22 protein-coding genes are annotated in these 26,528 nt (G+C 71.9%); 11 read left to right on the forward strand and 11 right to left on the reverse strand.

Features of this window, described 5'->3' with window-relative positions; translation table 11 throughout:
- Nucleotides 1-301: 301 nt before the first annotated feature.
- Nucleotides 302-715, forward strand: a complete 414-nt coding sequence (locus ACIGDI_RS08560) for an SsgA family sporulation/cell division regulator (protein ID WP_351566793.1) — start codon at nt 302-304, stop codon at nt 713-715.
- A 9-nt stretch (nt 716-724) separates the two neighbouring features.
- On the opposite strand, the gene ACIGDI_RS08565 is transcribed toward ACIGDI_RS08560, so the two are convergent.
- Together ACIGDI_RS08565 and ACIGDI_RS08570 are read right to left on the reverse strand one after the other, a co-directional pair.
- Complete coding sequence (locus ACIGDI_RS08565) at nt 725-1,822, reverse strand: chemotaxis protein (protein WP_399892497.1); 1,098 nt, start codon at nt 1,820-1,822, stop codon at nt 725-727.
- A gap of 174 nt (nt 1,823-1,996) precedes the next feature.
- On the reverse strand, nt 1,997-2,431 hold the full coding sequence (locus tag ACIGDI_RS08570) for a PaaI family thioesterase (protein ID WP_399893001.1): 435 nt from the start codon (nt 2,429-2,431) through the stop codon (nt 1,997-1,999).
- A gap of 78 nt (nt 2,432-2,509) precedes the next feature.
- On the opposite strand from ACIGDI_RS08570, the gene ACIGDI_RS08575 reads away from it, so the two are divergent.
- A complete protein-coding gene (locus ACIGDI_RS08575; RefSeq protein WP_399892500.1) occupies nt 2,510-2,938 on the forward strand; it encodes a MarR family winged helix-turn-helix transcriptional regulator in 429 nt (142 codons plus the stop codon).
- Nucleotide 2,939: 1 nt separating this feature from the next.
- Here ACIGDI_RS08575 and ACIGDI_RS08580 read toward each other — a convergent pair whose 3' ends face one another.
- The 4 genes from ACIGDI_RS08580 to ACIGDI_RS08595 all read right to left on the reverse strand — a co-directional run bounded on the left by ACIGDI_RS08580 (nt 2,940) and on the right by ACIGDI_RS08595 (nt 10,349).
- Nucleotides 2,940-4,514 carry an alpha/beta hydrolase gene (locus ACIGDI_RS08580; RefSeq protein WP_399892503.1) on the reverse strand — a complete coding sequence of 525 codons (1,575 nt, stop codon included), beginning with the start codon at nt 4,512-4,514 and terminating at the stop codon, nt 2,940-2,942.
- A 166-nt stretch (nt 4,515-4,680) separates the two neighbouring features.
- Entirely contained in the window at nt 4,681-5,427 is a 747-nt protein-coding gene (locus tag ACIGDI_RS08585; protein WP_399892506.1) for a class I SAM-dependent methyltransferase, read from the reverse strand.
- Nucleotides 5,424-9,719 carry an aminotransferase class I/II-fold pyridoxal phosphate-dependent enzyme gene (locus tag ACIGDI_RS08590; protein ID WP_399893004.1) on the reverse strand — a complete coding sequence of 1,432 codons (4,296 nt, stop codon included), beginning with the start codon at nt 9,717-9,719 and terminating at the stop codon, nt 5,424-5,426. Before ACIGDI_RS08590 ends, ACIGDI_RS08585 begins: the two co-directional genes overlap by 4 nt.
- A 144-nt stretch (nt 9,720-9,863) precedes the next feature.
- Nucleotides 9,864-10,349, reverse strand: a complete 486-nt coding sequence (locus ACIGDI_RS08595) for a nucleoside deaminase (protein ID WP_399892509.1) — start codon at nt 10,347-10,349, stop codon at nt 9,864-9,866.
- A 207-nt stretch (nt 10,350-10,556) separates the two neighbouring features.
- Between ACIGDI_RS08595 and ACIGDI_RS08600 the strand changes: the two genes are divergently transcribed.
- From ACIGDI_RS08600 to ACIGDI_RS08610, 3 genes are all read left to right on the forward strand, one after another.
- Nucleotides 10,557-11,342, forward strand: a complete 786-nt coding sequence (locus tag ACIGDI_RS08600) for a GNAT family N-acetyltransferase (RefSeq protein ID WP_399892513.1) — start codon at nt 10,557-10,559, stop codon at nt 11,340-11,342.
- Nucleotides 11,343-11,396: 54 nt separating this feature from the next.
- Nucleotides 11,397-11,948 carry a GNAT family N-acetyltransferase gene (locus ACIGDI_RS08605; protein WP_399892516.1) on the forward strand — a complete coding sequence of 184 codons (552 nt, stop codon included), beginning with the start codon at nt 11,397-11,399 and terminating at the stop codon, nt 11,946-11,948.
- Nucleotides 11,949-12,054: 106 nt separating this feature from the next.
- Nucleotides 12,055-12,981 carry an NAD-dependent epimerase/dehydratase family protein gene (locus ACIGDI_RS08610; protein WP_399892519.1) on the forward strand — a complete coding sequence of 309 codons (927 nt, stop codon included), beginning with the start codon at nt 12,055-12,057 and terminating at the stop codon, nt 12,979-12,981.
- Nucleotides 12,982-13,333: 352 nt separating this feature from the next.
- On the opposite strand, the gene ACIGDI_RS08615 is transcribed toward ACIGDI_RS08610, so the two are convergent.
- Entirely contained in the window at nt 13,334-13,597 is a 264-nt protein-coding gene (locus ACIGDI_RS08615) for a GlsB/YeaQ/YmgE family stress response membrane protein (RefSeq protein ID WP_399892522.1), read from the reverse strand.
- Nucleotides 13,598-13,874: 277 nt separating this feature from the next.
- Here ACIGDI_RS08615 and ACIGDI_RS08620 point away from each other — a divergent pair, with 277 nt between their 5' ends.
- Entirely contained in the window at nt 13,875-15,320 is a 1,446-nt protein-coding gene (locus ACIGDI_RS08620; RefSeq protein WP_399892524.1) for a hydrolase, read from the forward strand.
- A gap of 38 nt (nt 15,321-15,358) precedes the next feature.
- Here ACIGDI_RS08620 and ACIGDI_RS08625 read toward each other — a convergent pair whose 3' ends face one another.
- Together ACIGDI_RS08625 and ACIGDI_RS08630 are read right to left on the reverse strand one after the other, a co-directional pair.
- Nucleotides 15,359-18,064 carry a glycosyl hydrolase 2 galactose-binding domain-containing protein gene (locus ACIGDI_RS08625; protein ID WP_399892527.1) on the reverse strand — a complete coding sequence of 902 codons (2,706 nt, stop codon included), beginning with the start codon at nt 18,062-18,064 and terminating at the stop codon, nt 15,359-15,361.
- Between the two features lie 166 nt (nt 18,065-18,230).
- Entirely contained in the window at nt 18,231-19,415 is a 1,185-nt protein-coding gene (locus tag ACIGDI_RS08630; RefSeq protein ID WP_200702442.1) for an ROK family transcriptional regulator, read from the reverse strand.
- Nucleotides 19,416-19,555: 140 nt separating this feature from the next.
- On the opposite strand from ACIGDI_RS08630, the gene ACIGDI_RS08635 reads away from it, so the two are divergent.
- From ACIGDI_RS08635 to ACIGDI_RS08645, 3 genes are all read left to right on the forward strand, one after another.
- A complete protein-coding gene (locus ACIGDI_RS08635) occupies nt 19,556-21,010 on the forward strand; it encodes an APC family permease (RefSeq protein ID WP_399892530.1) in 1,455 nt (484 codons plus the stop codon).
- Nucleotides 21,011-21,114: 104 nt separating this feature from the next.
- On the forward strand, nt 21,115-21,633 hold the full coding sequence (locus ACIGDI_RS08640) for a GNAT family N-acetyltransferase (RefSeq protein ID WP_399892533.1): 519 nt from the start codon (nt 21,115-21,117) through the stop codon (nt 21,631-21,633).
- Nucleotides 21,634-21,677: 44 nt separating this feature from the next.
- Nucleotides 21,678-22,445, forward strand: coding sequence for an ArsR/SmtB family transcription factor (locus ACIGDI_RS08645; RefSeq protein WP_399893009.1), 768 nt, complete (start codon nt 21,678-21,680; stop codon nt 22,443-22,445).
- Nucleotides 22,446-22,540: 95 nt separating this feature from the next.
- Here the strand turns inward: ACIGDI_RS08645 and ACIGDI_RS08650 are convergent, their stop codons facing one another.
- Together ACIGDI_RS08650 and ACIGDI_RS08655 are read right to left on the reverse strand one after the other, a co-directional pair.
- Nucleotides 22,541-22,981, reverse strand: a complete 441-nt coding sequence (locus tag ACIGDI_RS08650; protein ID WP_399892536.1) for a hypothetical protein — start codon at nt 22,979-22,981, stop codon at nt 22,541-22,543.
- Nucleotides 22,982-23,085: 104 nt separating this feature from the next.
- Nucleotides 23,086-23,721: a sigma-70 family RNA polymerase sigma factor gene (locus tag ACIGDI_RS08655; protein ID WP_399892539.1), complete on the reverse strand. Its 636-nt coding sequence runs from the start codon at nt 23,719-23,721 to the stop codon at nt 23,086-23,088.
- A 146-nt stretch (nt 23,722-23,867) separates the two neighbouring features.
- Between ACIGDI_RS08655 and ACIGDI_RS08660 the strand changes: the two genes are divergently transcribed.
- Together ACIGDI_RS08660 and ACIGDI_RS08665 are read left to right on the forward strand one after the other, a co-directional pair.
- Entirely contained in the window at nt 23,868-24,914 is a 1,047-nt protein-coding gene (locus tag ACIGDI_RS08660) for a MerR family transcriptional regulator (RefSeq protein WP_399892542.1), read from the forward strand.
- Nucleotides 24,915-25,273: 359 nt separating this feature from the next.
- A complete protein-coding gene (locus ACIGDI_RS08665; protein ID WP_399892545.1) occupies nt 25,274-26,518 on the forward strand; it encodes an NAD(P)/FAD-dependent oxidoreductase in 1,245 nt (414 codons plus the stop codon).
- The last annotated feature ends 10 nt before the right edge of the window (nt 26,519-26,528 follow it).

Consider the following 26,528-nt stretch of genomic DNA (forward strand, 5'->3'; position numbering starts at 1 on the left):
CGGTGGTGCTTCTGGCATATGCCAGCGTCTACTCGGAGTGGTTGCGCTGCGTCTGTCGCTTACCTCCCCGGATCGTCAAGTCGTAGGCCGCGTACGTGACTTGAGGCATCGTAACCGAGTCCCCGCGGGTGTTCAGCAGTGTGTTCGACGGGCGTCTGTTCGGCATGCTTGTTCGCATCGATACCCAGTGACGCAGGTCACACAAACTGGTAAGCGCTTGCGTGTAATGCGATCGGGGTCTTCGAGGTCGTAACAGTGTCGGCAATCCGGCCGACCTCGGGACCCGTATTGGGGAGCGGCCATGGACATCACCCTCGAGCAGCCCGTCCGGGGCCGCCTGGTCACCGCCCGCGAGCAGGAACTGCCTGCCCCGGCCACCCTGCGCTACACCTCGGCGGACCCGCTGGCCGTGCACCTCGACTTCCCGCCGGACGTCTCCCTCGACGGCACGGCGGTGACCTGGACCTTCGCCCGCACCCTGCTGGACGAGGGGCTGCGCGGCCCGGTCGGCGGCGGCGATGTGCACCTGTGGCCCTGCGGCCGCGCCCGCACGGTGATCGAACTGCACTCGCCGTACGGCATGGCCCTGCTGCAGTTCGACACGGCCGCCCTGCAGCGGTTCCTGGTGCGTACGTACGCCGTCGTGGCCGCCGGGCAGGAGGATCTGGCCGAGGCGCTGGACCGCGGCCTGAGCGCCCTGCTCGGCAACGTGTGAGGGCCGGTCTCAGTAGCGCAGCACCCCGGCGATCCCCTGCGCGTCGAGGAGTGCCCCGTCCGGGACGAAGCGGACCTCGGCGCCCGTCTCCAGGCACTGCTCGACGATCTCGTCGACGATGTCCTCGCGCGCGTCCAGGTCGCCGCTGTCGGCCGGGACCAGATGCTCGCCGAGCGCGTCGCGCACCGTCATGCGGAAGTTCTCCTCCACGGCGAGCAGGCGGACCCGGCCCTCGCGGGCGCTGTGCCAGACCTCGTCCACGCCGGCCGCGAACGACTTGCGGCCACGGGCCGTCTCCAGTTCACGGGCCACGGCCTCGGTGTCGCGCCGGGCCTCGGCGTCGAGCACCGGACGCATCGCCTGCCACACCGCTTCCGGTGCGCCGTGCGCCAGTCCGCCGTGCGGGACGTGCACCGCTTCCTTGGTGACGCCGCCCACCTCGTCCAGTGCGGACAGGGCGGCCTGCTCGCCGGTGACGTAGAGCCGCCGGGGATGCTCGCGCAGGACCATGCCCATCGTGGCGTCGGCCTCCCGCAGGAAGTGGCGGGTGTCCTCGTCGCGGAAGGTGCTCGGCACGTCGCCGATCCGCTCCAGCCGCTCGGCGTCGAAGTTCGGCGTCGACCGGGTCATCGGGAAGCCGCCGGTGTGGTCCTCCGTGACGCGGTCGATGCCGCCGTTCCACAGGGTGACCCGGTCGGCGGAGACCGACAGCACCCAGAACGGCCGCTCGGCGGCGTGCGCGGAGACCAGGTTGCGGGTCAGGAAGGTGTCCGAGAGGACCACCCGCTCGGGCACCGACCGGGCCAGCGACCACACCTGGTGCTCGCCCGGAGCGGCGAAGATCACCAGGCCGTCCTCGGCGTGCGCCAGATCCACTTCCATGAGGGCCTGGTCGAGTTGGCGGACCACGTCGGAGCGCCGTTCCCGCGTCACCGAGGGATCGGCCTCCAGCTGTTTCTTGGCCTCGGCCACGACATTGCGCAGCCGGACCGGATCCTGGGCGTTGTCGGGCTCCCGGCGATGCGTCGGCGTCAGCACGGAGACGGCCGGATACGGCCGCGGGCGCCGGAGCTCGGAGAGGGTTGAAGGACTCAGCTCGTGCTCCATAAGAGCACCATAGGACCGATTCGTCGGTGGGGCATGAGGAGCAGTTCGACCGGGCATTACGGTCACTTCATTGCTGATGTCTCCCGAGCCGTCGTGACGCAGGTCGAGGCATCGGTATGCCGGTGTCGGCGTAGACCAAGGCGGGCTTCGGCGAACACCTCGTGCGCGCCCCGGTCAGCTTCCGGCCTGCGGGCCCCCGTTCGGCGGCTCCGTCACCGCGACGTTCCCCTGAGCCACGGCGCACAGGGTGCGCACCCCGGAGCCGTCCACGGTCGTCACGTCGCAGCGGCACACGACACGGGTCCGGCCGGCCCGCACCACCTGGGCGTCCGCGCGCAGGACGGCGCCCGTGGCGGGCCGCAGATAGTCGATGGTGAACCCGGACGTGATCACCCCGGCGCCCACCACCGTGGCCGCAGCGAGCGTCAGCGTGTTGTCCGCCAGGTAGGAGAGCACCCCGCCGTGCACGAAGCCGTACTGCTGGAGCAGTTCCTCGCGGATGTCCAGCTCCAGCGAGGCCGTGCCGTCTCCGCAGGCGGTCAGCCGGGTGCCCAGCAGCCTGCTGAAGGGCTGCTCGGCCAGGGCCTTGCGAGCCAGTTCCAGGTCCATCGCGCCGTCCGCCCTCCGTCTCACTTCACCAGTGAAGTGAAGGTGGCGTGCGCCGTCGGCGTCTGTCAAGATCGGCCCATGTCCGAGCCGGATCAGCGCCTGTACTTCCTGCTGCAGCGGGCGGCCCACCGTCTGCGCACCGCGGTGGACCGGCGCTGCCTCGCCGTCGCCGGCGTCACCACCGCCCAGGTCGGCGCGCTGTTCGCCGTACAGGACCGGCCCGGTGCGACTCAGCAGGAGCTCGCCGGCGAGCTCGGTCTGCGCGAGTCGGCCGTCACGGCGCTCGTCGGGCGACTCACCATGGCGGGTCTGCTGTCCAAGCGGGCGCACCCGAGCCAGCACCGGGCCGTCGTCCTGGAGTTGACCGACGCCGGAGCGGACTCCCTGCGAGCCGCACGGCCGGAGATCGACCGCTTCAACGCCCAGCTGCGCGAACTGCTGGGCGAGGACGGCTTCGTACGGACGGCCGAGGCCCTGCACCGCCTCGCCTACGACTGGGAGGCCTGACTCAGTCGTCCTCCTCCGGCCCGCAGGAACTGCCGTCCGGCGGCAGGGAGCCGTACAGGAGGAAGTCGTCGACCTTCTCGTGCACGCACTTGGAGGAGGCGTAACCGGTGTGCCCCTCGCCCTTGTTGTCGAGGACCACGGCCGAGGAGCCGAGCCGCGCGGCCGTCTCCACGGTCCAGCGGTATGGAGTGGCTGGATCGCCCCGGGTGCCCACGAGCAGCATCTTGGCGCTGTGCACGTCGCGCACCTCGTCGCGGATGAAGTCGGTGCCCCTGGGGCGGCCGTAGCACATCAGCAGCTCGGTGAGCCGGTAGCGGCCGAAGACCGGGGAGGCCTGCTCGTACTGGGTGCGCAACCGGCCGAGGTCACGGGCGATGCGGTCGGCGCCGGGGCGGTCGGGGTCGTCCGCGCAGTCGATCGCCATCAGCGCCGCCGGCAGGTTGTCCAGCGGGACCTCGTCCTCGTCGACCAGCCCGCCGTCGCCCTCCGTCCGGGCCGGCCGGGCCCCGCCGGTCGCGAAGTTCATCACGCCGCGGGTGTCGCCGTCCTCGACGAGCTGGGCGAGGGCGCGTTCCAGGGAGGGCCACAGCTCCTTGCTGTACAGAGCCTGCCCGATGGCGCCGACGAGGTCCTGGCCGGTGAACTGGCCTCCCAGGTCGCCGGGCACCGGGTCCTGGTCGAGCGAGTCCACCAACTGCACGACCTGCTCCCGCGCGTCGCGCGCGTCCTGGCCGAAGGGGCAGGCGATGTCCTTCACGCACCAGGTGATGAAGTCCTCCAGGGCGGTCTGCTGGCCCTCGGCGCCCGCGATCCCCTGCTCCGCCATGGGCTCGGTCAGTGTGTCCACTCCGTCGAGCACCAACCGGCCGACCTTCTTGGGGAACTGGGCGGCGTACACCGCGCCGAGCCGTGTTCCGTACGAGAAGCCGAGGTAGTTGAGCTTCTTGTCGCCGAGCGCCTGGCGCATCACGTCCAGATCGCGCGAGGCGTTCACCGTGCCTATGTGGGGCAGGACCGGACCGGAGTGCCGCGCGCACTCCTCGGCCGCCGCCTTCAACTGGCGGAGCACGTCCTGCGGATGGCTGAGGTCGGCGTTCTCGTCCGTCACCGCCGCGAGCGCGTCCGTGTTGTCGCCGCAGCTGACCGGCGAGGACCTCCCGACGCCGCGCGGGTCGAAGGACACCACGTCGTACTCGTTCGTCAGGCCCATGAAGTCGTCGCCGCCGGAGGCGAGTTCGCTCACCCCGGAGCCGCCGGGGCCGCCGAAGTTCAGCAGCACCGAACCGCGCTTCTTCTTCGCCGTCGCGCGGTAGCGGGCCAGCGCCAGATCCAGCGTGCCCGCCCGAGGGTTGGAGTAGTCGAGCGGGACCGTGACCTTGCCGCACTGCAGGTCCTTGGGCGCGTCCGCGCCCTTGCACCTGGACCAGACGACCTTCTGCCGGTAGAAGCGCGACAGGTCGGGTCCGGTGTCGTGCGGGGTCCCCGACGGCAGCCCCGCGGCCACCAGGGCCGCAGCGGCTGTCCCGATGACCGCGCAGCGCCGCACCGCGGACCGCGTCGTCAGCTTGGCCAGCATCGATGCCTCCCAGGGCGCCCGCAGCGGACCGGCGGGAAACGGCGCCCTCGCTCACGATAGGCGGCCCCCACGGCCCCCGCCTCCGGGCGGGCGCAACCCCCTGACGTGCCTTACCCTCGGCGTTCCCCCGCCCCTCCGGCCTCTTCGGTGACCAGCGGTCCCGGCGTCACCGCCCCGGTGACGGCTGTCTCGCCCGGGCCGTCAGGAGGACCATTCCGGAGTCGCCGTAGTCGGGCAGGGTCGGGTCGGCGTCGATGCGGGTCACGGTGAGGGCGTGGGTCAGCGGGGCGAACACCTGGGTGACCGTCTCGGGGTTCACCGGGCAGCCGGGCCAGCGCGAGGCCGGTCCGATGCGGTAGGTGGGCATGTTCTCCATGAACGCGGCCACCAGCCGTCCGCCCGGGACGACGCAGCGCACGAACGCCCGGCAGAAGTCGGCGAACTCCGCGCGATCCTCGGTGGCGCCCTCGGCGACGAAGTGCATCGACGCCAGGTCGTACCCGCCGGGAGCGAGCTCGCGCACGTCGGCGTGGACGACGTGGACGTCCGCGAGCGCCCCGGCCAGGGTGGCGGGCAGGTCGGGGTTCAGACGCCGGCACAGCGCGTGGAAGGGCAGCCAGCTCGCGTCCGGCCCGTAGAGGATCTGCCGCTCCAGGTAGGCGACGTTGCCGGCCCCCGCCTCGACGGCGTCGATCCGGCGGCTCGCGGCGGCGGCGAGGATCAGCGGATACAGGTTGGGGCCCGCCCCGAACTCGACCGACCGGCCCACGGACCTCGGCGGGATGCGCCGGTAGAAGGCGGAGTGGTGGGCGATGACCGCCGCGTCGGACGGATGCAGATCGCGGTAGTTCTCCGCGAGGTAGTCCACCACCGGCCAGCGGTCCCAGTCCACGTCGTCGTTGTGCGTCGTCATCGACCTCGGCCCTTCGGCTGCAGCGGGAAACGGGCGGCCAGCCGGGTCAGCGTCCCGTTGAGCCGCTCGATGTCGTCGTCGGAGTTGAGCGCCGTGACCTGGACGCGGAATCCGACCCGGTCGCGCGGTACGAGGGGATGGGCGGCCAGCGTCACATAGATGCCCTCGTCCCACAGGAACGCCCCGACCGCGTCCAGGTCGTCCGCGTCCGCCAGCGGGATCTCGATGATCGGCAGCCGGTCCCGGTTGAGGGTCCCGACCTCCAGCCGGTCCAGGTGGTCCAGTACCCGGACCGTCCTGCGGTACAGATCCGTGCGGAGCGCGTCGCCCCGCCTGTCGTTCACGTCCAGCCCGGCCAGCACCGTCGCCAGGGACGCCGTGGGGGAGGGACCCGAGTACAGGTAGGGGCCCGCGGCCGTCTTGAGCCGGTTCTTCATCGCGGTCGGCAGCGCGAGGAAGGCGAGCAGCGACGAGTACGCCTTGGAGAAGCCGCCGGCGAACACGATCCCGTCGTACGACTCCCCGGTGTGCCGCACCACTCCGTTGCCGCGCATCCCGTACGGGCAGGGCTCCTGGGGCCCGCGCTCCCCGATCACCCCGAAGCCGTGCGCGTCGTCGACGTACAGCGTCGCGCCCGCCGCGCGGCACACCGACGCCAGTGCGGGCAGGTCGGGGATATTGCCGCTCATGCTGTTGACGCCGTCCACGCACACCAGCCGGGGCAGGCCCGAGGGCACCGAGGCCAGCAGGGTGCCCAGTTCCGCGGGGCGCTCGGCGTGGAAGCGGTGCAGGGTGGCGCCCTGGCCGCGGGCGACGACGCAGCCGTCGTAGATCGTCCGGTGTGCCGTCGCCTCGACGAAGACATGGCCGTCGTCGGCCAGCACGGGGATCACCGAGGTGTGGATCAGGGTCAGCGTCGGCAGCAACAGCGTGTCCGACGCGCCGAGCAGCTCGGCCAGCCGTTCCTCGATGTCGGGGTAGAGGCGCGGGCTGCCCAGCAGACGGGACCAGCTGGGGTGGGTGCCCCAGCGCCGCAGCGCGGGGTCCACGGCCTCCATGATCTCCGGGTCCCAGTCGAAACCGAGGTAGTTGCAGGAGGCGAAGTCGATCAGCCAGTGGTCGCCGCAGCGGATGTGCCGGCCCCGCACCTCGTCCAGGACCGCGTCGCTCATCGGGCTGGTCCGTCGCAGGTGTTCCAGGCCGGCGGTAAGGGCCGCGCGCCGCCGGCGCGCGGGGCGCCCGTCGGCCGCGGGCACCGGTTCGGAGCCCGATTCGGCCTCGACCAACCGGCCGCCGCCGCTCCGGCGCAGCACCCGTTCGCTCTGCTGCGCGGTCATCGGCCGGGCGAACAGATAGCCCTGTCCGAACCGGCATCCCAGCCCCGCCAGCAGATCGCGTTGCGCGGGCTCCTCGATCCCCTCGGCGATCACCTGCAGCCCCAGGGTGTCGGCGATCCGCACGATGCCCTCGACGAGCGCGACCTGCTGGGCGTCGCGGGTGATGTCGTCGATGAACGTCTTGTCGATCTTCAGTATGTCGACGGGGAAATCGCGCAGATATCGCAGCGAGGAGAAACCGGTCCCGAAGTCGTCGACCGCGATGTGCACCCCCAGCTCCTTCAGGGCCCGCAGCACGGCCTGGATCTGGGTGTCGCGCCGCAGCAGCACGGTCTCGGTGAGCTCCAGCTGCAGCGATCCGGGGGCGAGCCCGGGCGTCGCGAGGGCCTGTTCGACCTGCTCGACGAAGCCGGCGTCGCGGAACTGGCGGGCGGAGACGTTGACGCTGACGTACGGCGGAGCGGCGGGGCCGGGCAGCCGCTGCAGGCCGGCGATGTCGTTGACGGCGTTCTCCAGCACCCAGGCGCCCAGCATCGCGATGTGCCCGGTCTCCTCGGCCAGCGCGATGAACTGCTCCGGCGGCATGGGCCTGGGCGGGGCCTGCGGCCAGCGCACCAGCGCCTCGAAGCCGACGACCTCGCCCGCCTTGATGTCCACGACCGGCTGGTAGCGCAGGGTGAACTCCTTGTCGGCGACCGCTCGGGCGAGCCGGTTCTGCAGGTCGTGCCGTTCGACCATGCGGGTGTGCAGCAGGGGGCGGAAGCGCCGCCACTGCCGCTTGCCGGCCGCCTTGGCCGCGTAGAGCGCGAGGTCGGCGTGACCGAGCAGTTCCTCCGCGTCGGTGCTGTCGCGGGCCGTGGCCACTCCCACGCTGGCGGAGACGGTGACCGACTCGTCTCCGAGGGCGAACGGCCGGGTCAGCGTCTGGATCACCTGGGCGGCCAGGAGCTCGGCGTCCAGCGGCTCGCGGGCGTCCTCCATCAGGACGGCGAACTCGTCGCCGCCGAGCCGGGCGGCGGTGTCGCTGCGCCGCAGCGCCTTGGACAGCCGATCGCCGACGGAGACCAGCAGATGGTCGCCGGCCGAGTGCCCGAGCGTGTCGTTGACCTGCTTGAAGTCGTCGAGGTCGATGAAGAGCAGACAGGTCAGGGACGACTCGCGACGCCCGCGCAGCAGGGCTCGCTCGATCCGCTCCAGCAGCAGCGTCCGGTTGGGCAGGCCGGTGAGCGAGTCGTGGAAGGCCCGGTGGGTCAGTTCGTGCTCCAGCCGGCGTTGCTCCGTCACGTCGCGCAGGGTGACCACCAGTCCGCCCACGGTCTGCTCGTCCCGGAAGTCGTTGCACCGCACCTCCACCTCGACCCGGCCCGCGCGGTGCCTGACCCACCAGTGGTCGTGGGTGGCCCGCGGACCCGACGCCCGAACGGCCGCCAGCTCCCGTGCGGCGCGCTGCCGGTCCCGCGGGTCGACCAGGTCCGGCAGTGGGACGCCGACCAGGTCGGCGGTGCCGAAGACGGACGCGGCGGACGGGCTGGCGTACCGGACGGTGTCGTCGTCCTCGACGATGAGGATCACGTCCGAGGTGTTGCGTACCAGCGTGCGGAAGTACGCCTCGTTCTCCCGGCGGATGATCTCCTGGCGCAGCGCGATGCGCTCCATGGCCAGGCCGGCGTGCGAGGCGAGGATCTCCAGGGAGCCGCGGGTCTCGGCCAGTTGACCGGGCGGCCCGGCGACCAGCAGTACACCGGGGACGTCGCCGTAGGGGCGGTCCGGCGGGATCATCAGGCAGACCAGCACCGTGGCGAAGGGCTCCACCTCCTGGCCGACCGCGAGGTCGGCGGCGTCGACGAGGTGCCCGTGGTGCTGTGCCAGGTCGGCGGCGCGCTCGGCAGGGAGCAGCAGGGTCCGGTGGTCGACCGCGGTGCCCAGCAGACTGTCGACGGCCGTGCCGCACACCCGGGCCACCTCTTCCTGGCGGACCGCCGACACGAGAGAGATCGCCGCAACGCGCAGCGTCAGCTCCCGCGCCACGGTGCCGCGGTGGGCCACGATCATCCCGCCGAGCCGGAGGATCACGAGCACGAACAACACACCGGAGAAGGCGGCGATCACCGCGGCGTCCTCGGCCGAGCGGGTCAGCCCCTCGTACAGCAGGATCCCCGGGGCGATCAGCGTCGCCAGGGCCAGCATGACCAGCCGATGGCGGGGGGCCAGCAGCGACCTGTGCCGGGGCGCCGCCGCCGTCAGTTCCACCATGGCCGGGTGCAGGGCGGCCTGCCCCCAGGCGGTGTAGAAGACGATCCATCCGGCGTCGAGGGCCGTGCCCGCCTGCCAGACGCCGTTGAGCTGCAGGATCCCGTACACGATATCGAACCCGAGCAGCGTCACGGTGCCGACCACCAGCAGCTGGACCGACCGGTTGGGGCCGCCCACCGGGCTCGGGGTGAGCAGCCGGGCCAGCAGTGCCAGCACCAGGACGTCACCGAGGGGGTAGGCGATGCTGATGGCCCGCTGCTGCCAGGTCAGTCCGTCCACCACGGTCAGCGGCTGCACCAGGTACAGCCACACCGGCAGCGCGAGCCCGGCGGTGAAGATCAGCGCGTCGAGCAGGCTCGGCAGGTCGCGGCCCGCCCAGCGGTAGCGGACCAGCCCGGACAGCCCGGCGGCGAAGAGCGGATAGGTGGCGAGGTAGCAGGCGTCCGCGGGGGAGGGGAAGGGGTTGGAGGCGTGGAAGTACTCCTCGACGACGTTGTAGTACGTGTCGCCCGCGATGAACGTCAGCAGGCCGGCGGCCAGCAACCACCAGGGCCAGCGATGGGCGGGGCGGTTGACGTGCACGCCGGTCAGCACCGCCACGACGCCGGCGACACCGATGATCGCCCACGCCGGGGCGCGTGCGGCGGGCACCGTCAAGTAGAGGGTCGTGGCCGCCGCCACCGACGCGGCATGAGCGACCATCAGCCGGTGTGCCGGCAGCAAAGGCAAGCGCCTCCTCCCACCGGAGGAGACCGGGTTTCCACCTGGTCTGCTTATCCGTAGAGCCTATGCATGATGCACGCACCGCTGCATCTTGGACGGAACCGGCCCGCCTCGCGGCCTGACTCAGGAGTCCCCGCGGTGAAGCCGGCGGTGCAGCGCGCGCACCTCCGCCACCAGCTCCGGCACCGGGCTCTCTACGACCACGCCCGGTGCCACCTCGTTCACCGACAGTGTCCGCACCGGCGGCGCGGGCGCCCTCAACTCCTGCAGCCAGTCGGACAGTTGCCGCGACGACGCCACGTACACGATCCGCCCGAGGCCCACCCAGGCGTGCGCGGCCGCGCACATCGGGCAGTGCTCGCCGGAGGTGTACACCGTCGCCGCCGCCCGCTCCTCGGGCGTCAGATGGGCGGCCGCCCAGCGCGCCGGCTCGAACTCGGGGTGCCGGGTCCGGTCGCCCGAGGCCACCCGGTTGCGGTCCTCGGCGAGGACCGTGCCGTCGCCGCCCACCAGGACCGACCCGAACGGCTCGTCACCGGCCCGCAGCGCCTCGGCCGCCAGCTCGACGCACCGCCGCAGATGGGTCAGCTCGGTGTCCTTCACGACCATGGCGTACGGCCCTCCTCACGACGTGATCTTCGACGTGCAGCCTACGATCGCCCACGCACGCCGGGAAGGCGCGCCGCCGGGCGAAGCCCGCCCCCGCACGGCGACGGCGTCCACCGGGCCCGCAAGCTCGCCTCGCGGCCGTGCGGCCCGGCCTGCCCCGGCGGTAAAGCTGTTGCCGCGCCCGGCGCCGGGTGCTGGAGTGACCCCATGGATCATGCAGCGGTGCTCGCCCTCTTCGACCGTGACATGCGCGAGGACGCCCAGCCGGACGGCCCTGACACGCGCGTCGAACGGGTGGGCGGCGTGGTGCGCCAGGTGTCGTCCGCGCGCGGCTGGAACGGCGTCGTCTGGTCCGACCTGGACGAGACGAACGCGCAGGCGGCGATCTCCGAGCAGATCGCCTTCTTCTCGCGGCTGGGCCGGGATTTCGAGTGGAAGCTGTACGGCCACGACCGGCCCGTGGACCTGGGGGAGCGGCTCAGGGCCGCCGGGTTCACGGCCGACCCCGAGGAGACGCTGATGATCGCCGAGGCCGCCGGTCTCGACCTCGACGCCGAGCCGCCCGAGGGCGTCCGCCTGCTGCCGGTCACCGACGCGGCGGGCGTGCACCTCGTGGCCGACGTGCACGAGAAGGCGTTCGGCACCGACGGCTCCCGCCTGCGCGAGCAGCTGCTGGCCCGGCTGGCAGGGGAACCGGACACGATCGTCGCCGTGGTCGCACTGGCCGGCGACGAACCGGTCAGCGCGGCCCGTATGGAGCTCCTGCCCGGCACCCGCTTCGCCGGGTTGTGGGGCGGCGGCACCGTCGAGGGCTGGCGCGGGCGAGGCGTGTACCGCGCCCTGGTCGCCCACCGCGCCCGCGCGGCCGTCGAACGCGGCTACCGCTACCTCCAGGTCGACGCCTCCAGCCAGAGCAGACCCATCCTGGAACGCCTCGGCTTCGCACCACTGACCACGACGACTCCGTACACGTACGTGCCCCGGGCCGCGTAGCGGAAGTGCCCGGCAAGGGAGGCGCGGAGTCCGTCCCCGATCCAGAATGCTCGGATGGTCGTGCTTGAGACTCCTCGTCTGACCCTGCGTCGCTGGCGCGCGGGTGACATTGCCCCCATGGCAGCGGTCAATGCAGATCCCGAGGTCATGCGGTGGATCGGTGACGGCAGTCTCCGTGACGAACAGCAGACTCGCCGCGGCATCGAGGCGATCGAGCGTGAGTGGGATGAACAGGGCTTCGGCCTGTTCGCCGTGGAGATCCGCTCCACCGGCAGACTGGCCGGGTTCACCGGTCTTTCGGTCCCCCACTTCATGCCGGAGTTGCTGCCCGCGACCGAGGTCGGCTGGCGGCTGGCGCGTGCCTACTGGGGACAGGGCCTGGCCACGGAGGCCGCTGCGGCTGCCGTGCGGTTCGGGTTCGAGGACCGCGGGCTGGAGCAGATCGTCAGCATCGTCCAGGTGGGCAACGGCGCCTCCGAGCGCGTCATGACGAAACTGGGGATGCTTCCGGTCCGGGAGACCGTCGATCCCAGCTGTGGTCGCCGCGTGCGCGTCTTCGAACTGTCGTCTGACCGGTACGTCGGAGCCACTCGTCGACGGTTTTGATAGGAACAGTCGCCCCGCATCGGCCCTCGCCCGGCCCGGTAAGCCGTGGCGAGGTCCACTTCCGTGGGGATGTCACATCCGTGGCGACCCGGTTCGTCGCATCGGTATGACGACGAACACGAACCAGAGCATCCTCCTCGCGGGGGCCGGTGGCGTCCTCGGCGGCCACATCACCCGTGCCCTGACCGAGGCCGGGCACAAGGTCACCGGGCTCGGCCGGGGACCGGCCCACCAGGTGCGCGCCGACCTCATGGACCGGGACGGGCTGCTGCGCGCCGTCGAGGGGCGGCACTTCGACACCGTCATCCACGCCGCCACCGCCCTGCGCAAGGCGCCGATGCGCCATCGCGACATGTACGCCACCGACGCGCTGCGCGTCGAAGGCACCGCCCACCTCGTCGAGGCCGCGCAGGCCACCGGCGCCCGCCGTTTCGTCAGCGAGTCCATGGTCTTCGGTTACGGTTACGGGGACTTCGGCGATCGCACCCTCACCGAGGACGACCCGTTCGGCCCGCGCGGCACCACCCCGGAACTGGAGCGGCACGTCGAGGGCATGCGGATCAAGGAACAACTCACCTTCGAGGCGGACGGACTGGCGGGCATCTCCTTGCGGTTCGGCCTGTTCTACGGCCCCGGCGGCACCGACGCCATCCTGGCCATGCTCCGGAAGCGGCAACTGCCCGCCCCCGACGACCACGGCCGGGTCCTGCCCTGGATCCACCTCGCCGACGCGGCGCGCGCGGTGGTGGCCGCCGTCGAACGCGGCCGGGCCGGCCAGGCGTACAACGTCACGGACCGCACCCCGCTCGGCTTCCGTGCCCATCTCCTGTGCGTGGCGCAGGAGTTCGGGCTGCCGAAGCCGCTGACGGTGCCGCTGTGGCTGACCCGGGCCATGCCGTACGCGCACACGATGATGTCGACCAACATGCGCGTGTCCTCGGCGAAGGCGGAACGGGAGCTGGGCTGGACACCCGAATACCCCTCCTGCCGCGATGGCCTCGCGGCGTCGGCTGCGTCGGCTGCGCGACGTTGAAGCGCCAACTGGGGCTGTTCGGACCGCAGTCGGGGTCCGACCGGCCCCGCCTCACGGAGCGGCGCGGCTGGCAATCTCGTCCATGGGTACACCACCCGGGGACAGCCTCCCGCGGCGTCCGACACTCCCGCTCAGGGCGCACGGTCGAGGCGACGGGCCCGCCGACTGCTGAGGGGAGCCGCGTCGGCGGGCCTGACCAGCGCCCACTGCCAGGGGTAACGCCCCCTGCCAGGGCCTACCGCCCCCGGCCAGGGCTACGCACGGGAACGCCGACCGCGGACTCCAGTGCGCCGCGCCGCGCAGGCTCGCCGCACACCCGCCGGTACCACCCGCCGTGCCGCCCCCGCACCCCTCAGCGGCGCGCCCTCGACCGGTCCAGTGCGGCGACGCCCAGCGCGGCGAGGCCGATCTGGATGAGCCACTCGATCCAGTCGATGCCCTTGGTGTCGGCCACGCCGAAGGCACTCGCCAGCGCCGAGCCGATCAGCGCGGCCACGATGCCGACGAGGATCGTCAGCAGGATCCCGATGCGCTGGCGCCCCGGCACGACGAGCCGGCCCAGTACGCCGATGACGATGCCGATCACGATGGCACTGATGATGCCTGAGATCTCCATCTCCGCCCCTCTTTCCAAGGCCCCCGCACTTAGCAGATGCCCCCTCGGGGAGGGGGACAGTCCGTTCCGTTTCAAGCACGGGTCAACGTCGGGTCATCTCCGCGGGGTGCGGCCGGTGACGCCTGTTCAGCCCCTGTTCTGCCATGTACCGTTCAATCGGTCGCACGGGTCCCGTCCGACCGAACGTCTACGCGCGCAGATGCGCTGTGTCTACGCGCGTAGGTCCGGCCCCGCATCCCGCACCACACGTCCCCAACCCCACTCGGAGGTACGCCGGATGCTCACTCGTTCCAGAACCCGCCACAGACTCACCACGGCCCTCGCGGTCTTCGGTCTGCTCGGCACGGGCGCCGCTCTCCAGGCCACGGCAGGTGCCACCCCCGCCCGCGCGGCCACCACCCATCGCGTCCTCTTCGACGACGGCCACGCCGAGGAGGCGGGCAACGCGGACTGGATCATCTCGACCAGCAAGCCGGATCCGCTCGGCCAGGACTCCACCCCGTCCGCCGAGACGGACTGGACCGGGGCGCTGTCGTCCTGGGGCGTCGCGCTGCAGAAGACGGGCAGCTACAGCCTCAAGACGGCCACCGGCGCGCTCACTTACGGCGGCTCGTCCTCCACCGACCTGTCGAACTTCGACACCCTGGTCCTGCCGGAGCCCAACACTCTGTTCACCACTGCCGAGAAGACGGCCATCATGACGTTCGTCAAGAACGGCGGCGGACTGTTCATGATCTCCGACCACACCGGAGCCGACCGCAACAACGACGGCTACGACGCGGTCGAGATCCTCAACGACCTGATGACCAACAACAGCGTCGACTCGACCGACCCGTTCGGCTTCTCCATCGACTCGCTGAGCATCAGCTCCGACTATCCGTCCGCCATCAGCGACAGCACCGACCCGGTGCTGCACGGCTCCTTCGGCACCGTCTCCAAGAGCCTCATCGCCAGCGGCACCACCGCCACCCTCAAGCCCGCCGACAACTCCGCGGTCAAGGGCCTTCTCTACCGCACCGGTTACTCCGGCAACACCGGCGCGTTCTTCCTGACGTCCACCTTCGGCAGCGGCCGCGTCGCCTTCTGGGGCGACAGCTCACCCATCGACGACGGCACCGGCCAGTCCGGCAACACCCTCTACGACGGCTGGAACGACTCCGGCGCCACCAACGCCGCCCTGGCGCTGAACGCCACCGCGTGGCTGGCCGGCGCGGGCAGCAGCAGCGGAGGCGGCGGGGGTTCGGGCACCTGCACGGCGGCCCAGCTGCTCGGCAACAACGGCTTCGAGTCCGGCAGCACCACCTGGAGCGCCTCCAGCGGCGTGATCACCAACTCCACCAGCGAGTCGGCGCGTACGGGTTCGTACTACGCCTGGCTGGACGGCTACGGCAGCGCCACCACCGACACGCTGTCGCAGTCGGTGACCATTCCCTCCGGCTGCACCACCGCCGCCCTGAGTTTCTATCTCCACGTCGACACGGCGGAGACCAGTACCAGCACGGCCTACGACACGCTCAAGGTCCAGGTCCTCAACAGCTCCGGGACCGTGCTGGGCACTCTGGCGACCTACTCGAACCTGAACGCCGGGAGCGGCTACACCCAGCGCAGCTTCAGTCTCGCGAGCTACGCGGGCCAGACCGTCACGCTGAAGTTCACCGGCACCGAGGGCTCCACCCTGCAGACCTCCTTCGTCATCGACGACACGGCTCTCAACGTCAGTTGAGGCCCACGGGGCCCGGTCGCCGGGCCGGGCCCCTTCGGTCACGCGGCCGGGACGGTGTGCTCGGGCGTGTTCCAGCCCGAGACCCGCAGACGCGGCGCCGAACCGTGCAGATCGGCCGTGCGGTAGCGGGCGGTGAGCGTCACCGACTCGCCCGGCCACAGACTCACCTCGTTGTCCGACCACCGCACCGGCAGCACCGGCCGGCCCCTGGCGTCCACCAGGTGTACGTCGGTCAGCAGCGACGGCGTCCTGCCGCCGCCGGTGTTGCGCAGGGTGACCGTCGTCGTGGACGTGCCGGCCGAGGACACCGTCGACGCGGTGACCGACACCGGTACCTGCGCCATCGAGGCCAGGCCCTTCAGGTCGGCGTAGCCGGTCGTCGGCGTGTAGTACCAGTCGGTGTGGGCCCAGTCGAGCGTGTCGGGCTCGGTGGACAGCCAGTAGACGTTCCGGCCGACCTCCTTGCCCGAGTCGTCGGTCAGGGTCAGCCGCAGCAGGTACGTCTTCGCCAGTCCGCTCACCGACGAGGGCAGGGTGAGCGCGGTGGTGTGGGCGCCGTCGCCGCTCACGTTCACACCGGTGACTGTCTTGTCGTACCTCTGGGTGCCGTCGGGGTTGAACAGGGTCGCCCGGACGCCGAGCCCGGAGGCCGCCGTGTGCCGGTTGTCGACGACCACCACCGAACGGTCGTCGTAGGAGTACTGGACGTGCAGCGGCTCGTTCGCCTTCTTGGCGCCGAAGTAGGCCCCGCCCTGGTCGAGGTAACGGTCCATCAGCTGCCAGTGCAGTGACGTCCAGCCGCTGTTGAACATCCAGTAGACGACACCCGTCGAGGGCTTGGCGGCGTCGGTGGCGTTGCGCTCGTACGCCTCGAACTGCGCGCGGACGTTCTCGTACTGGGCGAGCTGGGCCTTCCTGACGTAGTCGGTGAGGCCGGTCGGGGCGCCGTAGCGGCCGGTGAGGGCGTCGTCGTAGAGCTTGAGGGTGCCGAAGGTGGACGACGGTGAGCGGTGGTACTGCTTGGCGCTCGGGTCCTTCCAGAGGGTGTCGAGTTCGGCCGGGGTCATCATGCGGCGCAGGGTGTCGAGGGTGGGGATGTCGGGGCCCGCGCTGGTCTCGGAGTTGAAGCCGGTGGCGCCGCCCTCGCGCTTGGCGTACCAGTAGTTCGGCGGGATCCAGTCGTAGGGGCCGGTCATCTTCATGCCCGAACTGCCTGATTGCGGAGAGGAGTTGTCGGAGGCGGCGGCCACGACGGGGGTGTTCCAGTCGGCTGCCTTCAGCGCGTCGAGGTAGTTCTTCTCGATCGTCGCGTCGGGTGCGAAGTCGCTGCCGATCAGGAAGGAGGCGACGCTCGGGTGGTCGCGCAGACGGGCGGCCTCGGCGGCCATGGACGCCTTGGCGACCGGGTAGTCGGCGGGCGTCCACTTGTCGCCGGGCTCGTCGCCGTTGACCTGGCCCTCCCACTTGTCGCAGCACTCCCAGCCGGGCAGCGTGAGGATGCCGTAGCGGTCGGCGAGGTCGAAGAACTCGTCCGGTTCCAGGTGGCCTTCGAGGCGGATGGTGTTGAGGCCCAGGTCGAGGGCGTACCGCAAACGGTCCTCGACGTACCTCCGGTCCCAGCGGAGGAACTCGTCCGGTGACCAGCCGCCGCCCTTGATCAGCAGCTTGCGCCCGTTGACGCGGTACTGGCGGGCGCCGTCGGAGTTCAGGGGCGCCCGGACGTCCCGGATGCCGAAGGTCTCGTGCGCCGTGTCGGAGGGGGAGCCGGAGACGGACGCGGTGAGGTTCAGGTCGTACAGGGGCTGACCGCCCATGCCGGCGGGCCACCACACCTTCGGGGACCTCAGATGGAGACCGGGCACGTCGGAGGGGGTGAAGGTGACGGTCTTCGTCTGGTGGGCGGCGAGGGCGACGGCGCGCGTGAACGTCGTCGAACCGACGCTGCCGGAGACCGTGGCCGTGACCGGGGCGTCGGAGTCGTTGCGGGCCTGCGCCTTGACGGTGAGGTCGGCCGAGGCGAGGGAGGGGACGTCCAGCTTCGTCACCACGTGGGCGTCGCGCAGGGCGACCGGGCCGCCCCGGCGGATCACCACGTCGCGGACGATGCCCATGTTCTCGTCGGGCGGGGGCTGGAGCCAGTCGATCCAGCCCATGGTGAGGTTCCTGGTCGGGTCGTTGGGCCGGATCCGGAAGGCCACGGTGTTCGTCCCCGGGCGGACCAGCGAGGTGACGTCCAACTCGTGGTGGGTGTAGGCGCCGGTGACGTCCTTCGTGGTGGCGACCCGCTTGCCGTCGACGTACACGTCCGCCGCGGAGATCACCCCGCTGAAGTCGAGGTAGGTGCGCTCGGAGGTGTCGGCGACCGTGAAGTCGGAGCGGTACCACCAGGGAACCTGGAAGTCGGACTTGGGGATCTTCCGCTGCTCGGTCGAGTAGAAGGGGTCGGCGTACAGGCCGTCGGCGAGCAGGGCCGCCAGGACGGTGGAACGCGGGCCGGCCGGGTGCCAGCCGGTCGCCGGGTAGCCGGGGGAGGAGACGGCGGCCGCGGAGTCGGGGACCTCGGCCGTCGACTGGATGGCGTAGCCGGACAGGGCGGTCGTGCTGCCCGGCGCTGCGGGGACCCTGGTGACCCGGGTGGGCGGGGCCGGCCGGCCGGGGTCCGGTCCGCCGGTCCAGGCGCCGGTGGTGAGGGAACCCAGCAGTCCCAGGATCGCGGTCGCCGTGGCGAGACGCTGTCTGTTCACGGAGGCTCCAGCTCTCGTAAAGTTAGGAAACTTTACTAACGCGAGGCAGGCTAGGACCCGGTGAAGGGTGTGTCAATCACCCCGGCCGGCGCCCGAGTTGGTCAGGAGGCGGCCCTGACCGACGTCCGAGTCGCCAGGAGACGGCCCTGCCTGACGTCCGACTTGCTCAGGAGGCGGCCGAGCGGCGCTCGAACACCACGTCCCGGGCGGTGTCCAGGGCGGTGGCCACCGCGCCCAGCAGTACCGCGTCCTCGCCCAGCCGGCTGGGCGCGATCCTGGGCCGCAACGGGGTCAGCGCACGGAGGTTGTCGCGCACCGGCTGCAGCAGCAGGTCCACGCTGTGGCCCACTCCGCCGCCCAGCACGACGAGATCCGGGTCCAGCACCGCCGCGGCCGCCGCCACCGTGTACGCGATGCGCTCGCCCTCCAGGCGCACCGCCCTGACCGCCGCGTCGTTGCCCTGCCGGGCCGCGTCGAACACCGCCTTGGCCGTGAGCTGCCCGCTCATGCCGAACCGGCGCGCCGCCTCCACGACGGCCACCCCCGACACCGCGTCCTCCAGCCGGGCCGGCTTCTGCTGCCCCGGCCACGGCAGGAACCCGATCTCGCCGGCCAGCCCGTGCGCCCCCGTGAACAGCCGCCCGTCGCCGACCACGCCCATGCCGAGCCCGGTGCCGATCAGGATGTAGGCGAACAGCCTGCTGCCCGCGCCCACTCCGTAGGTGTACTCGCCCAGGGCGGCGAGATTGGCGTCGTTGTGCACCTCCAGCGGGACGCCCAGCTCCGCGCGCATCCGGTCGAAGAGGCCGGCGCGCCCCCAGCCCGGCAGGTGCATCGCGTACCGCACCCGGCGCTGCTTCTCGTCGTAGACGCCGGGCGTGCCCACCACCGCGTGCACCACCTCCTCGGGCGCCACGCCCGACCCGGCGACCACCTGGCGGGCCGTCGTCACCACCAGGTCGGCCAGAGCGCCCGAGCTGCGCGCCCGGTTGCGCACGTCGGAGCGGGCGACGAGGGTGCCGTCCAGGTCGGCGACGGCCACCCGGAGCCAGCTGCGTCCGATGTCGATGCCGAGGGCGTGGCCGGCAGCGGGATCCGGCGCGTACAGGACCGCCGTACGGCCGCGTTCGGGTGCGTGGGTGCCCACCTCGCGCACCAGGCCCGCCGACTCCAGCGAGGCGAGCGCGCTGGAGACCGTCGGCTTGGACAGTCCGGTGTCGCGGGCGAGCTGCGCCCGGGACGCGGCGCCGGACGCGCGCAGCCGGTCCAGGAGCAACCGCTCGTTGGTGCTGCGCAACCGCTGCCGGTTCCAGGGCTGTTCCTGCTGCTCCACGACGTCACCGGCGGCCATCGCACCATTCTCGCGCATACGGGCTCCCCTCTTGACGCATCAAGTAAGGCTCCTTAACTTTATCGGCCAGTCAGCCACCGGATACCGGCCCGCACGCCGTACCGCACCCTCCCGCCTCGCACCCACCCCCAGGAGCCCTCATGTCCGGTAGCCCGCCACCCACCGGTGGCTTCGTCCGTCGCGTCGGCCTGTTCCAGGCCACGGCGATCAACATGAGCCAGATGTGCGGCATCGGCCCGTTCGTCACGATCCCGCTGATGGTCGCCGCCTTCGGCGGCCCCCAGGCGGTGATCGGATTCATCGCGGGCGCGATCCTCGCGCTGGCCGACGGGCTGGTCTGGGCCGAGCTGGGCGCGGCCATGCCCGGCTCCGGCGGCAGCTACGTCTACCTGCGCCAGGCCTTCCAGTACCGCACCGGCCGGCTGATGCCGTTCCTGTTCGTGTGGACGGCGATGCTGTTCATCCCGCTGATCATGTCGACCGGAGTGGTCGGCTTCGTGCAGTACCTCGGCTACCTGGCCCCGGATCTGACGGAGACCCAGGGCGACCTGATCGGCCTCGGCATGGTCGCGCTCGTCGTCCTGCTGCTGTGGCGCGGCATCGAGAACATCGCGCGGATCACCGCCGTGATGTGGACGGTCATGATCGCCTCGGTCTTCCTGGTGATCATTGCAGCCGCCACCGACTTCAGCGCGCACCTGGCCTTCACCTACCCGGCCCACGCCTTCGACCTGGCAAGCAACCACTTCTGGCTCGGCTTCGCCGCCGGCCTGACCATCGGCATCTACGACTACCTCGGCTACAACACCACGGCCTACATGGGCGCCGAGATCAAGGACCCCGGCCGCATCCTGCCCCGCTCGATCATCTTCTCCATCCTCGGCATCATGGCGATCTACCTGCTGCTGCAGATCGGCACCCTGGGCGTCATCGACTGGCATCGCATGACCGACCCGAAGGACATCGCCTCCACCTCGGTGGCCTCGGCGGTGCTGGAGAAGACCTGGGGCAAGGGGGCGGCCGACACGGTCACCGTGCTCATCCTGATCACGGCGTTCGCCTCCGTCTTCACCGGACTGCTCGGCGGTTCCCGCGTGCCGTACGACGCGGCCCGCGAACGCGTCTTCTTCCGCCCCTACGCCAAGCTCCACCCTCGCCACCGCTTCCCGATGCTGGGCCTGGCCACCATGGGGGTGATCACCGCCGTCGGCTTCCTGATCGGCCGGCACACCGACCTGGCGACCCTGATCCAGCTGCTGACGACCGTGATGGTGCTCGTCCAGGCACTCGCCCAGATCGTCGCTCTGACGGTGCTGCGCAAACGGCAGCCCGCGCTGCGCCGCCCCTACCGCATGTGGCTCTACCCGCTGCCGAGCATCGTCGCCTTCGTCGGCTGGTGCGTGATCTACGGCTACGCGGACAAGAACTCGCCGGGCCGCCACCCCATCGAGTGGTCCCTGGCCTGGCTGGCCCTGGGCTGTGTCGCCTACCTGTTGTGGGCCCGCTTCGAGAAGGTGTGGCCGTTCGGACCGAAGGAGATCACCGAGGAGTACCTGAAGGCCGACGAACCCGACGCGGCACCCGCGGGCGCCTGAGCGCTAGGATTCCCGCAACTCACAGGCCTCCCCGGCCGGACACGCTCCGCCGGGGAGGCTTTTCGCATGTCCGGACCTTTTCGGACCGTCTTCTGGAGCGCCTCATGCCCGATCTGTCCGTCCGCCTCGCGACCGCCCGGGACCGGCTCGTCGTGGAGCGGCTGTGGCTGATGTTCCGTCACGACCTGTCCGGCTTCCGCGGCGTGCTGCCGAACCCGGACGGCACCTTCCGCGGCGACCGGATCGAGGCGGCCTTCACCCGGGACGGCTGGGCACCGTACCTCTTCCTCCGCGACGACCGCCCCGCCGGCTTCGCCTTCGTCCGCGCGCTGAACGGTCCGGTGCGCGTGCTGAACAGCTTCTTCGTGGTGCGCGGCGCGCGTGGGGAAGGCGTCGGCCTGCGGGCGGTGCGGGAGGTCGTGGCCAGGCATCCGGGGCCCTGGGAGGTCGCCTTCCAGTACGACAACGAGGCCGCGGTCCGCTTCTGGCGCCGCGTCGCCCGCGAACTCGCCGGTGACGCCTGGTCGGAGGAGGCGCGGCCGGTGCCGGACAGGCCCGGACTCCCGCCGGACGCGTGGATCTCCTTCGCCGTCGGACAGGCGGGTTCATTGACATGCAGGTAATTACCTGCATAACGTTGAGTGTGCGAGAAGAGAGCGACACCGGGATGGACAAGGTCTTCAAGGCGCTGGCCGACGACACGCGCAGGCGGCTGCTGGACCGGCTGCACGAGCACAACGGCCAGACGCTGGGCGAGCTGTGCGGGCGCATCGACATGACACGCCAGTCGGTGACCCAGCATCTGGCCGTTCTCGAGGCCGCGAACCTCGTCAGCACGGTGCGGCGGGGGCGGGAGAAGCTGCACTACCTCAACCCGGTCCCGCTCCACGAGATCCAGGAACGGTGGATCGACAAGTTCGAGCGCCCGCGCCTGAGCGCGCTCGCCGCCGTGAAACGACAAGCCGAGGAAGCCATGACAGACAAGCCCACGTTCGTGTACGTCACCTACATCCGCAGCACGCCCGAGAAAGTCTGGGACGCGCTCACCGACGCGGACCTCACCGCCTCGTACTGGGGCCACAGCAACGTCTCGGACTGGCGCCGGGGTTCACGCTGGGAGCACGTCCGCACGGACGGCTCCGGCATCGCCGACGTCGTCGGCACCGTGGTGGAGAGCGATCCCCCCACCCGGCTGGTCACCACCTGGGTGGACCCGCAGAAGGAGGGTCAGGAGGACACGTACTCCCGGGTCACCTTCGACATCACCCCGCACGAGGACATCGTCCGCCTCACCGTCACGCACGAGGACCTGTGGGACGAGGGCGCTCTGTCCGACGTGTCGGGCGGCTGGCCGGCGGTGCTTTCCAACCTCAAGTCCCTGCTGGAGACCGGCAGTCCGCTGCCGCAGGAGCCGTGGCTGGTCCCCGGCCACTGAGGACGGTGCGGTGGACCGCGGAGGGGCCTCCGGGGGGCGCCGACCCTCCCCGGAGGCCATCGGGGAGGAGGGGAGCTCCCCGGCCCGCCGGTCCGTCAGCCGGTACCGCGGTACACCTCTACTTCCGTCGCGGGGCGCCCGGCGGATGCGGTGCGGCGCCGTAAGAATCCGCGCCACCGGCGCACCAGGACGGCGGCGCCGACCGAGGCCACCAGCAGAGCCACCGGCCCCGGCAGCGCGGCCGACGGTCTCCCGCCGGACCTGGGTGCGGTGCCGGCCGCCCCGCGCATCCGCTCGGCGACCGTCCGACTTACCGCGGCGGGAGGCCGCCTGGTCAGGCCGTCGCCCGGCCCGGGGCTCCGGCCCGCCGCGACGACCCGCACCAGCCCGGCCAGCGCGTCGGCGCACTGCAGGCACTCCGCCACATGCCCCTCGGCCGCCACGACGTCCGCGGAGCGGGGAAGCCGGCTCCCGTCGAGGGCGAGGGTCACGAGCAGCTCCGGCGGTACATGGCCGATGCGGTACGGGCCGGGCATGCGCCCCCTCCTTCTCGAACGGGTGTGTTCACAGCAGCGCACCGTTTCTGCGTCGAAAGAAGGTGCGAACGGTGCGAGCGGCGGCTCGTCAGCTCGTCAGCTCCTCAGAAGTCCTCCTCCTGCAGCCGCCGCCGCAACTGCTGCAGGCCGCGGCGGGCATGGCTCTTGACCGTGCCCAGCGGCCAGCCCGTGCGCTGTGCGATCTGGGTCTGGGTGAGGTCCTCGTAGAAGGCCAGCCGCAGCACCCGCTGCTGGGGAGCCGGCAGCCTGGCCAACTCGTCCAGGACGAGCACACGGTCGAGAGCCGCGTCGGGCTGCACCGCCGAGGGCTCGGACAGGTCCGGTGAGGAGCCGACGGAGGCCACGGCCGCCAGGCGGCGGGTGCGGGCCGAGAGCGCGTCGGCGATCTTGCGCCTGGTGATGCCGACGATCCAGCCCCCGACCGTGCCGCGCTCCGGCCGGAAGGCCCCGCTTCCGCGCCACACCCCGAGGAACACCTGCTGGGTGACGTCCTCCGCCTCCTTCGCGTCGCCCAGGGAGCGCCAGGCCAGCGTGTGCACCATGCTCGACCAGCGACGGTAGGCCGCCTCCAGGCAGTGCTCGTCGCCCTCGGCCAGCCCGCGGGCGAGTTCGTCCTCTGCGAGCGACTCCGCCGCCGGGGCCGTCGGGGGTGCGTAAGGTACGGGCCCGGGGCGGGCTGCCGCGGGGGCCGGTGCGACGGTGCTGCGCTGTGGGCACATGACGGCGGCTCCTCGCGTCGGACGAGCGGGCGGACGAGCGGGCGGACCGGGCACGTCCGCCGGAGCGGGTGCCGGTTCGCCCATGCTGGGAGTTCGGTAACAAGGTCATCAACTCGCATCGTTTCTGCGTCGTATAGGCTCGCTCCATGAGCGATGCGGCCGCGTACGGCGATGTCCCGCACGGCGGGGAGGGTGGCGAGGTGTCAGCCGCCACCGAGGCGGGCGTGCCGCTGACGACCGGTGCCCTGGCCCGGCGGCTCGGGGTCTCGCCGACCACGTTGCGCTCCTGGGACCGCCGTTACGGCATCGGCCCCGCGGCCCGCGCCGACGGACGGCACCGCCGCTGGACCCGGCAGGACGTCGCCGTGCTCGAGGCGATGTGCCGGCTGACCTCGTCGGGAGTACCGCCCGCGGAGGCGGCCCGAGCCGCCAAGGAGACGGCCGACACCCCGCCGGGAACGGCCGAGGCGCACGTCCGGCCACCGACGCCGAGCGCCTCCAAAGCGGCCGGCACACTGCCCCTCGGCGACGTGCGCCAGGAGTGCCGGGGACTGGCCCGGGCCGCCGTACGACTGGACGCCCCGGCCGTCGAGGCGCAACTGGCCGCCGCCGTGGAGCAGTACGGCGTCGCCGTCGCCTGGCAGGAGGTGATGGCGCCGACGCTGCACGCCGTGGGACGCAAGTGGGCCTCGTCCGGCGACCGCTACGTCGAGGTCGAGCACATGCTGTCCTGGCACGTCTCCACCACCCTGCGCAGGCACACCCCCGCTCCGGAGCGACAGGGCGACGTCTCGGCCACCGGGCCCGTCGTGCTGGCCTGCGTCCCCGGTGAACAGCACACCCTGGCGCTCGAGGCGCTCAACGCCGCCCTGGGCGCTGTCCACCTGCCGACACGGATGTTCGGCGCCGCCGTACCGGTGGAGGCGCTCACCGCGGCGGTGCAGCGACTGGGACCGTCGGCCGTGGTGCTGTGGGCGCAGGCGCGCTCCACCGCCAGCCTGCCGCTGGCCCGGCACGTGGCCGACACCCAGTGGGGCGTCAAGGGCGCGCGACGCGGACCGCTGGTCGTCCTGGGCGGACCCGGCTGGTCCGGCCCCTCGACGCGGGGACTGCCCAGACCCCAGACCCTGCCGCAGGCCCTGGACCTCCTTTCCGGCGCCCACCGGAGCGAGGCGACCGTCGAACACCCCTGACGGCCCGCGTCGCTGTCCGATCCGTGTCGCCGTCCGTCCGGCGTCGCCCGCCTGGCCTGCGGGTGCCGTAGCCGCGCTCGGTCGTGTGCCGGCTCCGGCCGCGCACCGCCGAGCTGCGGCGACCCGCAAGGTGGATGGGCACGGGCAGCCCCGACCCGGGTCGGCCCGTCGTCCGGGAAAGCCTCCATTCAGGCGCCCGCACCGCGCAGCGGCCCCCGCGGGACCTCTGTCCGGCCGCCGGGTGCGATACGGGCGGGCGCATCCGGGGAACCTGTGGCACCGGAAGGCATCGGCACAGGCGTGTGCCGGCGTACCAGCACGACCGCCGACCGGACGTCCGCGAACTCAAGGAGCCCACCATGCCCGCGCCCGCCCGTACTCCCGACGTCCTCGTGATCGGCGCGGGTGTCGCCGGACTCGCCTGCGCCCGGGATCTGCTCGCCGCCGGGCTCGAGGTCGACGTGGTCGAGGCCTCCGACGCGGTGGGCGGGCGGATGCGCTCGGACCGCGTCGAGGGGTTTGTCGTCGACCGAGGCTTCCAGGTCTTCAACACCTCCTACCCGCAGGTGCGGCAGCGTCTGGCGCTGCGCGACCTCGGGCTCCGGCCGTTCACGCCGGGGTTCCTCGTGCACACCGCGGAGGGCAGGCTCCGCTTCAGCGACCCGACGCGGCGCCCCCGCACCCTGCCGGACCTGCTCCCGGGACGGCTCGCCGGCCCGCGTGATCTGGCGGCGCTCGGCCTGCTGTCGGCGCGGGACATGCTCGCGCCCCTGCGCCTGGTGAAGCGCGGGCGGGAGAGCACCACCCGCACCGCGCTCGCCGGCGCGGGCTTCTCCGAGGGGTTCGTCGAGCGCTTCTTCCGCCCGTTCCTGTCGGGCGTCTTCCTGGAGGACGAACTGGAGACGTCCAGCCGGTTCTTCCATCTCGTGTGGCGCAGCATGCTGCGCGGCACCCTGTGCCTGCCCACCGACGGGATCGGGGCGGTGCCCCGCGAGCTGGGGGCGGCGCTGCCGACCGGCACCGTCCGGCTGGAGACGGCCGTGACCGGGCTGACGGACGAGGGCGCCGTCACGGCCGACGGCACCGAACTGCCCGCCCGCACGGTGGTGGTGGCCACCGGGCCCGGCCCGGCCGCACACCTGCTGCCCGGGCTGGACCTGCCCGACTACCGGACGGTGACCACGTACTACCACGTGGCGCCGCGCCCGCCGCTGGCCGAGCCCACCCTCCTGGTCGACGAGCGCCGCCGCTTCCTCAACACGTGCGTGCTGAGCGAGGTCGTCCCGGACTACGCGCCCGCCGGCTCCGCCCTCGTGGCCACCTCCGTCCTCGGCAGGGACGCCGAGAAGCGGGAGACGGCGGTGCGCGAGGCACTCGCCGAGGTGTACGACGGCGACACCGACGGCTGGGACCTGCTGACCAGCCGCACGATCCAGGACGCGCTGCCCGCGATGCCGCCTCCGCAGCCGCTCAGCCGCGGCACCCGTGTCGGCCGGGGCCGCTATGTGTGCGGCGACCACCGCTCCACCGGCTCGGTCCAGGGAGCCCTCGCCTCAGGAGCGCGCGCGGCCCGCGAGGCACTGCGGGACCTGCACCGCGCCTGACGCGCCGGGG

Source organism: Streptomyces sp. NPDC085900 (assembly GCF_044540925.1).
In the GTDB taxonomy this organism is placed as follows: Bacteria; Actinomycetota; Actinomycetes; order Streptomycetales; family Streptomycetaceae; genus Streptomyces; species Streptomyces gilvifuscus.

Bases quoted from the DNA above. Each gene is read 5' to 3' on its own strand.
- ACIGDI_RS08570 (WP_399893001.1), bottom strand. From the start codon at position 2,431: ATGGACCTGGAACTGGCTCGCAAGGCCCTGGCCGAGCAGCCCTTCAGC.
- ACIGDI_RS08615 (WP_399892522.1), bottom strand. From the start codon at position 13,597: ATGGAGATCTCAGGCATCATCAGTGCCATCGTGATCGGCATCGTCATC.
- ACIGDI_RS08605 (WP_399892516.1), top strand. From the start codon at position 11,397: ATGGTCGTGCTTGAGACTCCTCGTCTGACCCTGCGTCGCTGGCGCGCG.
- ACIGDI_RS08580 (WP_399892503.1), bottom strand. From the start codon at position 4,514: ATGCTGGCCAAGCTGACGACGCGGTCCGCGGTGCGGCGCTGCGCGGTC.
- ACIGDI_RS08610 (WP_399892519.1), top strand. From the start codon at position 12,055: ATGACGACGAACACGAACCAGAGCATCCTCCTCGCGGGGGCCGGTGGC.
- ACIGDI_RS08565 (WP_399892497.1), bottom strand. From the start codon at position 1,822: ATGGAGCACGAGCTGAGTCCTTCAACCCTCTCCGAGCTCCGGCGCCCG.
- ACIGDI_RS08655 (WP_399892539.1), bottom strand. From the start codon at position 23,721: ATGTGCCCACAGCGCAGCACCGTCGCACCGGCCCCCGCGGCAGCCCGC.
- ACIGDI_RS08575 (WP_399892500.1), top strand. From the start codon at position 2,510: ATGTCCGAGCCGGATCAGCGCCTGTACTTCCTGCTGCAGCGGGCGGCC.
- ACIGDI_RS08600 (WP_399892513.1), top strand. From the start codon at position 10,557: ATGGATCATGCAGCGGTGCTCGCCCTCTTCGACCGTGACATGCGCGAG.
- ACIGDI_RS08665 (WP_399892545.1), top strand. From the start codon at position 25,274: ATGCCCGCGCCCGCCCGTACTCCCGACGTCCTCGTGATCGGCGCGGGT.
- ACIGDI_RS08635 (WP_399892530.1), top strand. From the start codon at position 19,556: ATGTCCGGTAGCCCGCCACCCACCGGTGGCTTCGTCCGTCGCGTCGGC.
- ACIGDI_RS08620 (WP_399892524.1), top strand. From the start codon at position 13,875: ATGCTCACTCGTTCCAGAACCCGCCACAGACTCACCACGGCCCTCGCG.
- ACIGDI_RS08660 (WP_399892542.1), top strand. From the start codon at position 23,868: ATGAGCGATGCGGCCGCGTACGGCGATGTCCCGCACGGCGGGGAGGGT.
- ACIGDI_RS08560 (WP_351566793.1), top strand. From the start codon at position 302: ATGGACATCACCCTCGAGCAGCCCGTCCGGGGCCGCCTGGTCACCGCC.
- ACIGDI_RS08640 (WP_399892533.1), top strand. From the start codon at position 21,115: ATGCCCGATCTGTCCGTCCGCCTCGCGACCGCCCGGGACCGGCTCGTC.
- ACIGDI_RS08630 (WP_200702442.1), bottom strand. From the start codon at position 19,415: ATGGCCGCCGGTGACGTCGTGGAGCAGCAGGAACAGCCCTGGAACCGG.
- ACIGDI_RS08585 (WP_399892506.1), bottom strand. From the start codon at position 5,427: ATGACGACGCACAACGACGACGTGGACTGGGACCGCTGGCCGGTGGTG.
- ACIGDI_RS08645 (WP_399893009.1), top strand. From the start codon at position 21,678: ATGGACAAGGTCTTCAAGGCGCTGGCCGACGACACGCGCAGGCGGCTG.
- ACIGDI_RS08590 (WP_399893004.1), bottom strand. From the start codon at position 9,719: ATGGTCGCTCATGCCGCGTCGGTGGCGGCGGCCACGACCCTCTACTTG.
- ACIGDI_RS08650 (WP_399892536.1), bottom strand. From the start codon at position 22,981: ATGCCCGGCCCGTACCGCATCGGCCATGTACCGCCGGAGCTGCTCGTG.
- ACIGDI_RS08595 (WP_399892509.1), bottom strand. From the start codon at position 10,349: ATGGTCGTGAAGGACACCGAGCTGACCCATCTGCGGCGGTGCGTCGAG.